The sequence below is a fragment of the Paenibacillus sp. Pae15 genome (genome assembly GCF_024519685.1).
GTDB classification, from domain to species: Bacteria; Bacillota; Bacilli; order Paenibacillales; family NBRC-103111; genus Paenibacillus_G; species Paenibacillus_G naphthalenovorans.
Window position 1 is genome coordinate 123,054 of sequence record NZ_JALJRM010000014.1, and the last position, 7,754, is coordinate 130,807.

The following is a 7,754-nucleotide window of genomic DNA, read 5'->3' on the forward strand; positions in this document are numbered from 1 at the left end:
TCAATCAAACCGCAGCAGCCTCCTTCTTCCCGGTTTTCAGGTATTCCCGGGACACTTCGATCTGATCGGTTCCCGAAGTAATCAAACGGTGAAGAGGAGTCGTTTCATCCAATTCGGGGTAATCCAGACGTTTATGCATACCGCGTGTTTCTTTGCGATCCAACGCTGTCGTATACATCCATCTGCCCGTTGCGGCCATCGCTTCCGCTTCTCTTGCCCGAACCCGATCGAGATTGTTTTGGACTCCTCCGATTCCGCGCTTGATTTCCGACCAAATGTGGTCGAGCCGACGCAAAGATTCGGTAAGCGTCTCTTCGGTCCGGAACAGGTTTTTGTCATACGGCAAAATTTCGTCTTGGACGGCCTTGACAATTTCACGGCTGTTTGCAACATCGGTTGAAGCGGAATATCCTTTCAAAGCTGCGCCGGATGCGCCGGTCAGATTCCGTTTGGTTTTGTTGGGGCCAAGCCGCTTCGCATACAACGCCGCACCTTCCCCGGCCCAATACCCGGAAGAAATGGCCCAGGCGGCGTTATAGCTGCCTCCTCCCGTAAATCCTCCGCACAGCAACTCACGCGTAGCGGCGTCTCCGGCAGCATAAAGTCCCGGCACTTTCGTTCCACAGGATTCGTCCGTCAGATGGATGCCTCCCGTGCCCCGCACCGTCCCTTCCAGGCGCAATGTGACCGGAAACAAATCGCGGAACGGATCGATGCCCTTGCGGCGGAACGGGAGGAAGAAATTGGGCTGCGCTTTCGGCATCCATTCCTTCATGTATTCCTCCACCTGATCCAAACGCGCATAAACCGGTTGATTGAGCAGGGTTTTCGCGATCAGGGAGCGTCCTTTTTGGGAGCCTGCGCCTTCAATCACTGTGCCGTCTTCATAGTAGAATGTCGCATAATTGAAAAACCGGCCTTTCGTAACGCTGCTGAACGCGGGAGATAATGAATAGTGATTGGAGAATTCCATCCCGGATAAATCGGCTCCGCTCTCGGCGGCCAATAAGTAACTGTCGCCGGTCAGCACGTTGCACCCGAGAGCCTTGCTCAAGAAGGCGCAGCCGCCGGCGGCAATCACAACGGCTCCCGCGCGAATGGTCCAATCCCGATCTTTCTGGGTCTGTGTGCCTCTGGCGCCTCCGACGCCATGCTCGTCTACGATCAATTCCAATGCGGGACTATGATCGAGGATACGAACGCCGGCACGTTTGACCAGCTTTCGCATCAGCCGCATGTATTCAGGGCCCTGCAATTGGCTTCGATAAGCATATCCTTCATATACGGCGGGGAACGGATACCCTAGGTCCGCTAAACGATTCACATTCTCATATGTACGATGCATGATGCGATGCGACCACTCATCATCGGATAAATATCCTCCTAATGCTTCTCTCGCCGTTCTCGCCTGCTCGCGAAGCTTGGGTTCGGGATTGACATATAATACGCTTGTTCCCGAAGGAGCCGTTGCGCCGCTTGTGCCGCAATACCCCTTATCGACCAGCACCACATCCGCTCCTCTTTCCGCGGCTGTCAGCGCCGCCCACGTTCCGGCGGGACCGCCGCCGATGACCAGTACATCCGTATCCAGCTTCAGTTCTTCTCTGTTACCCATCTTTCATACCTCCTGTGATTTGAAAGTATTTCGCAGGTCCGAGCGTTTTGTCGACAGATCTTTTTCAACAGGTCATTAACTCCCGGGGTTATGCAAGCGATTCCGGTTCTCCCCTTTCAACCATCATGAAGTTGGGGCTTTAACGGTAACAGCCAGCTGCAAAAAACGATGGGTTTCTTCAACCGTTTGGTCCAGTTGTGATGTAGACCCTTGGTAAGGATCCGCGACTCCAAAGGTATGATCTCCGCCGGCGATATCGATAAATTTCTGATGGGGGGCCGCAGCTTTCAGTTCTTTATTTCGCTGGAGCAATCTCTCATTGTCCGCATCGCCCTGTACCACAAGAGCCGGAATACGCAATTCTTTAAAATGCTTCACAATGTCGAAACGTTCAGTATTCAACGATACATCCTCATTCACAGCTTTCTCAATCAAGGTTTGGGAAGAGCCGTTTGCACCATTGGACCGAACAGGTCCGGAACCGCCGTTCCAAACAATGACTGCGCGAACATCCGGTTGCTCGGAGGCGAGTATAATGCTGCTTCCTCCCGAGCGGCTGTGTCCCAACAAGCTCACACGGCTGCGATCCGCTTCGCCTGCCAATGGCAGCTTTGCTTCAAGCACATTCGACAGAACCGCATTTAAATCATGAAGTTCTTGAGTGATAGTGCTGGCCTCGGCCAGTTTCTCCTCCTCAACTTGAAGATGACGGGCTGCAATCCGGGTAAAATCAAAATTCACCGTGTAATAACCCAGTTCCGCAAAACGACTCGCAACATCCGGCCAAAACCCCCAATTCCGATGTCCCCGAAACCCGTGGCTGACAATCAAGACCGGCTTCCCGGAGCCATCGATCTGCGTGCGTACCTCACCCTTCAAGGGCAGGCCATTGGCTTGTTGGATACTGAAGCTTTCGACTGCAATTTCTTTTCCCATAAAATCATCTCCTCACTCAGAATCGTTTGTCGCTTGCATCCTTCTATGGAGTCATTTGCCCGACTAAACAAAAAGAGGCTTGTTTAACTTCAACGTTCGTTGAATTAAACAAACCTCTAATAGTATAGTCGGTTGTAAACCTGATTAATTAAAGCGAATTACTTTGTTTTCTCACTTTATCATGGGATATTTATGCTGTCAACCCTATGCAATTGGACTGAATAGTAGACATAGAAGTACGCGGTCACCGTTATACCGGATTCCCCAACATAAGCGAAATGGCCTGCCCGAAACCCCTGAGACAAACTCATATCGATTAGCCCATGGCATGCTAAGATGCTAGGTTGTCCGCTTCAATCGATTGTGCGTCCACCGTGTGCGACTTCACGTCGACGGCCTTCGGGATGATCCCCTTGCCGAAAACGTAGTCCGCAATACCCTGCCACCGGTCGCGGATCGTGTCATCGACCGGATCGACCGGGATAACGCCTTCTTTCGCTTGTTGGCGGGCGACTTGCTCGGAAACGTTTTGAATATTCTGGATGAGTTTTGTCGTTTGATCAAGGTTTTTGGCGGATAAATTTACTTCCTCGCGCAGACCCTCGAAGAACTCCCGCACCAAATGCGGATGTTCATTCAGAAATGCGGTTCGCACAACGTAAATCACATCATTTTGCGTATCGATCACTGACGCCGGGATCACGAGCTGGGCACCGTGCTGCTCCTTCGCAAGCGACGTGAATGCTCCCCATGTGGCCCACGCATCCACCTTTCCGGCTCCGAACGCCGGGCCGGCTTCGGTTGGAGGAAGATACACAAACTCAACGTCGTCGGGTTGGAGCCCTGCTTTGTCTATGGCCTTAAAAAGCAAGTATTCACCTGTTCCGCCGCGATTCACGGCTACCTTCTTGCCCTTGAGATCGGACGGACCGCGGATACCCGATTCCGGCCTCGCAACGATACCGGTATTATTGGTGTCACTTTCCTGCAGAGCGAAGATCTTAAAATCTGAGGTACCGCCTACGAGAGAACTGATTCCCGCTGTAATGGATCCAACGGTGATGTCGATTGATCCAGCGGTCAAAGCTTCGATTGCGGGCGCAAACGCGGGGAAGCTTCCCGACCTTTCGAGTTTAGCACCAGCGGCTTCTATCCGTTTCTCAAGAGGGCCTTCCTTTTGCGCCAGGTTCATCGGATCCGCACCGCGCAGGATGCCAACACGGACGGTAACATCACTTTTTTGCGCGGGTTCCGCTTGGTTGCCGCAGGCCGCTAAACCTGCGGCCATGGCTAATGAGAGCAAAATCGCACTAACTTTCCGCATCGGGTCACTTCCTTAGAGAGATAAAATAGCTGTTTACGGAATGCTTTGGTTCCAAGTAAAAACGGTATCGCGCTGGGCTTCCACGTTCCTGGCCAACCCGGTATCATAGGTTACCGGAAGGTGAGGCAGGATGAGTTCCGCAACGCGGTAAGCTTCCTCAAGCAGCGGGATACCTGAAAAGATGAATGTCGAGATGCCGGCATCCCGGTACTCCTGGATTCGCGCAAGGACGGTCTGGGGACTGCCGACGATGGCCGTGCCTGGTCCGGGTCTTACAAGACTGAGACCAGCCCACAAGTCCGGATAGATTTCGAGCTCTCGTGCATCGTCCGGAATGCGGCCGTTATGGAATTTGAGCATGCGCTGCTGGCCCACGGAATCCGTGCCGCGAAGCAGAGCCTGCGTGTGCCTCACCGTGGCTTCGTCCATGGTGCCCAAAAGCCGGTTTGCTTCCTCCCAAGCCTCCTCATCGGTGTCCCGAACGATAAGATAGAGTCGAATCCCGTAGCGGAGAGTGCGGCCATGCTTAGCGGCAAGCGCTGAAAGATCTCTAATCTTCTCTGCGACTTGGGTAGGGGGCTCACCCCAGCTTAAATAGGTGTCTATGTGCTTTGCCGCGGTTTCATGCGCCGCCTGCGACGAACCGCCGAACCAAAGGGGCGGCGTCGGCATCTGCACCGGTTTAAGCTGCAATGCCTGTCCCTCCGCGGTAATATACTTGCCATGAAAGTCCAGCCTCTCGCCTGCAACTGCCTTGCGCCACACGGTAATCCATTCATCGGTGTACGCGTAGCGCTCGTCATGCTCAAGCGTTGAACCGTATGCACGCATCTGTGTTGAGTTGCCGTTAATGATGTTCAATAATACTCGCCCCTGCGAGAGCTCATCGAACGTCTGTGTCATTTTTGCCGCAAGCACCGGAGAAATAAGCGGCGGGGAAACGGCGATCAAAAATCGCATCCGCTCCGTGCTCGTAATAAGCGATGAACCGAGCACCCAGGTGTCGTGCGGCCCCGTTGCGAGCAAAGCGCCGGTGTAGCCCAAATGATCTATGGCGGAAGCGATTTGCCGCAGATATGGCAGGTCAATTTTCCGCGCACCGTTCGGCGTCCACGGATTACGTCCGTCAGGTGCGGTGAGGTACCATAATACTTCCACCCCATCCTTGTGTGCCGTCATGCCGTCGCCCTCCTAAGCGCAGCCGTGGGTGCTAAAACCGCATCTGCAACCGTAATCGGCCGGGAGAGGAGGCCTTGACGGGCAAAGAGATCAGCTACACGCTGCTGCTCGGAGACAAAATCCTGACTGACAGGGTGAAGACCCCATGGCCGCCGCCGGAGCGCGTCCTCCCAAGCATCGATAGAAGGCCAATCGGGCAGGTCGCGGGCAAAAATCTCGGCAGCCTCACGATGATGCTCCCGAACCCATGCATCCGAACGCTGCAATGCACTGACGACCGCGTCGAGGATCTCCGGCCTGTTCGTTGCAAAGTCACGACTGGCGAACCATACGGATCGGTGAGAAATAAAGGGGGCGACAGGGAGAAGCGTGCGAACCGCACCGTCACGCTGAAGTGCTGCAAGCTGCGGATCGTTTCCAATCCATGCCTCGACCTCCCCGGCCACCAGCGCATCATCCCCTCCGCGACTCAGATCGATCCGCTCGATGTCTTTGTAGGCTAAACCATGTTGATCGAGCGCGGTGATGAGAAAACTGGTCTGCCACGAGCCTTCGGCAAGGGCAACACGCCGGCCTTTCAGGTCCGCAATCGAGTTCACAGGCGAGTCGGTACGAACAACAAGCGCTCCGCTTGCGGGGCGCGGTTCCGAGATGGCGACATAAACCAGGTCAATGCCGGAAGCTTGCCCGGTTAACGGCGGAGTAGCACCCGTGCCGCCGAAATCGATCTCTCCCGCCGCCAGTTTTTGAGGGGTTCCCGCCCCGTCTTCATAATCAACCCAGGCGACCGCTGCGCCATGCTCCTGGAGAATGCCCTCTAAAATGCCTGTGCGGCGCAGCACGAACAGTGAATGGTTATTCGGATGCACGCCGATCTTAACGTCGGCGCCAGCAATGTTAGTCATGATTGGACACTCCTTCATAGTAATTTTTTTCTGCGGCGGCCAACGGTCCGGCGTGGACCCACTCCCGGACGTTGAAATCACCAGCAAGGAAACCGTGTTCGAATAGAAATTTACGTTGGGCGTCAAGAGCAGCGAGCAAGTTCTCATGCAGTGCGGGCCGAAGAGATCCGTTCCGATAAGCCGTCTCGACAAATTCAGGAGAAGCGCCCGTCTCGGCGGCAATGACCCGGGTTAGATCACCGCGATGATCGGCGGCCCAGTCGGCAGCGCGAAGCAGAGCTGTAAGAACGCGCTCAACGACACCAGAGTGCTCGATCAGTTCCGCATCGACCGTCACAGCTCGTGGCACACCGTTATTCACCCGCACAAGCGGGTCCGGGTGAAACCCGAGATCTGCGACCTCGCGTACATCCAACGTGCGGGCTGCCTGGAGACCGGTTGCGCCTTTTACAAAGATGGCATCGACCTCGCGGCGACGAAGCGCGTCGATCTCGGTGTCCCAGGAATCACGGCGGCCGGCGGAGGGAGCCTCAAGATCGACAGGTTCGACATCGTCAAGCGTGAGTCCGGCTAGCCACAGTGCGCTGTGGAACCCCCGAAGTGCCTGCGCTGCCCGGAAGTCGATCTCTAAATAACGGTGACGGGGGATACCGATACGGCGTCCTCGCAAATCGGCAGGTCCGGAAATATTGGCGTCAGGGAGCGCAAGAATCGTCTGGTACTCATCGACCCAGACAAGAGCCACCAGCCGTGTGTCACGTCCCGTCGAGCGCGCCCACAGAGCCGGAATGTTGCCCCCTTCGCGGACGAGGAACGGAAGCGAGTGGTCAAAGTGTGCCCCGTGCATGGCAGCATCCTTTTCATCCTGCAGCACACTGGCAAGAATCCCCGCTTTCGCAAGCTCCTTTTGCAGAAATCCGCGGTCAAACGCAACGCTGCTTGCCGTCGGAACCGGACAGCGTGTAATCGATATACGTTCGACTGTCGTTTTTTTACTGGACATGACGTATCCTCCTTGAATTCTACTTGTATACAGATCCCAGTCATTGCACATCAACCGATCGGATCCGAACGAGCACATGCCCTACCTCTTTTTTGTCGGACACCTCCTTTCTTTTGGTCGCTTTCCGCATGATTCAAATCGTCCCCAGTCCGAGAAATACCGAAAGAATACCAATGGATATATACCATCGGGCTTTTAGCCTCCTTATAAACCCCATCTTATATTTGCCGTTCCGAGGCAGTGGTTGCCGCATCCTTTTCGATTTTCATTCCGGCTAAAAAAATTAAACCTCGATGTCAGCAAATGTTTGCTGGCATCGAGGCCTCCATACGAATGGTTAGCAATCCTATATTTCTTATTTATATAGTTGGTATTATGATTATAATTATTGCTTGGAACTTCTGTCAATAAATTAGACAACCTCCCAGTATCAAGCATCCACTACCCCATTACCGGACACGGTTTGTTCGATTCCTTCTGAATAAGCGCACCACAAAATTGTAAACAAATGCAGCGCACTTACCGATATATGAATCAGTAAAAACATTCCTGGTCTCTTTTCAGCAAAGGAGGCCTTCAATTATCCAATTATTCTTTTGACAGCCATGAACATCCTATAGGAGGTAATTCAGTGCATCGTGGTTTCAAAACTAAATTGATGATGATCATGGGCTTTTTCAGTATTGTATTGACACTCAGCGTGTCGTTAGTGAACCAACACCGCTGGAAGGATAATTTAGGGCTTGCTGAACAAGATTAGTTCCATCTACACCCAACGCAAGTCTCTAAACC

6 protein-coding genes are annotated in these 7,754 nt (G+C 53.7%); all 6 read right to left on the bottom strand.

The window, feature by feature from the left end; genetic code table 11:
* Window positions 1-4 precede the first annotated feature (4 nt).
* The 6 genes from NR121_RS13770 to NR121_RS13795 all read right to left on the bottom strand — a co-directional run bounded on the left by NR121_RS13770 (window position 5) and on the right by NR121_RS13795 (window position 6,962).
* Complete coding sequence (locus tag NR121_RS13770; protein ID WP_054818776.1) at window positions 5-1,615, bottom strand: FAD-dependent oxidoreductase; 1,611 nt, start codon at window positions 1,613-1,615, stop codon at window positions 5-7.
* A gap of 123 nt (window positions 1,616-1,738) precedes the next feature.
* Window positions 1,739-2,551 carry an alpha/beta hydrolase family protein gene (locus NR121_RS13775; RefSeq protein WP_054818775.1) on the bottom strand — a complete coding sequence of 271 codons (813 nt, stop codon included), beginning with the start codon at window positions 2,549-2,551 and terminating at the stop codon, window positions 1,739-1,741.
* Between the two features lie 331 nt (window positions 2,552-2,882).
* The gene (locus NR121_RS13780) at window positions 2,883-3,875 is read right to left on the bottom strand and encodes an ABC transporter substrate-binding protein (protein WP_054818774.1); all 993 of its coding nucleotides are present in this window, start codon (window positions 3,873-3,875) and stop codon (window positions 2,883-2,885) included.
* A 33-nt stretch (window positions 3,876-3,908) separates the two neighbouring features.
* Window positions 3,909-5,054, bottom strand: a complete 1,146-nt coding sequence (locus NR121_RS13785; RefSeq protein ID WP_054818773.1) for an LLM class flavin-dependent oxidoreductase — start codon at window positions 5,052-5,054, stop codon at window positions 3,909-3,911.
* Entirely contained in the window at window positions 5,051-5,959 is a 909-nt protein-coding gene (locus NR121_RS13790) for an aliphatic sulfonate ABC transporter substrate-binding protein (RefSeq protein ID WP_054818772.1), read from the bottom strand. The genes NR121_RS13785 and NR121_RS13790 overlap by 4 nt, the downstream gene beginning before the upstream one ends.
* Window positions 5,952-6,962 carry an ABC transporter substrate-binding protein gene (locus NR121_RS13795; protein WP_062409162.1) on the bottom strand — a complete coding sequence of 337 codons (1,011 nt, stop codon included), beginning with the start codon at window positions 6,960-6,962 and terminating at the stop codon, window positions 5,952-5,954. Before NR121_RS13795 ends, NR121_RS13790 begins: the two co-directional genes overlap by 8 nt.
* Window positions 6,963-7,754 lie beyond the last annotated feature (792 nt).

Coding starts and splice junctions, on each gene's coding strand:
- NR121_RS13795 (WP_062409162.1), bottom strand. CDS start 6,962: ATGTCCAGTAAAAAAACGACAGTCGAACGTATATCGATTACACGCTGT.
- NR121_RS13775 (WP_054818775.1), bottom strand. CDS start 2,551: ATGGGAAAAGAAATTGCAGTCGAAAGCTTCAGTATCCAACAAGCCAAT.
- NR121_RS13770 (WP_054818776.1), bottom strand. CDS start 1,615: ATGGGTAACAGAGAAGAACTGAAGCTGGATACGGATGTACTGGTCATC.
- NR121_RS13790 (WP_054818772.1), bottom strand. CDS start 5,959: ATGACTAACATTGCTGGCGCCGACGTTAAGATCGGCGTGCATCCGAAT.
- NR121_RS13785 (WP_054818773.1), bottom strand. CDS start 5,054: ATGACGGCACACAAGGATGGGGTGGAAGTATTATGGTACCTCACCGCA.
- NR121_RS13780 (WP_054818774.1), bottom strand. CDS start 3,875: ATGCGGAAAGTTAGTGCGATTTTGCTCTCATTAGCCATGGCCGCAGGT.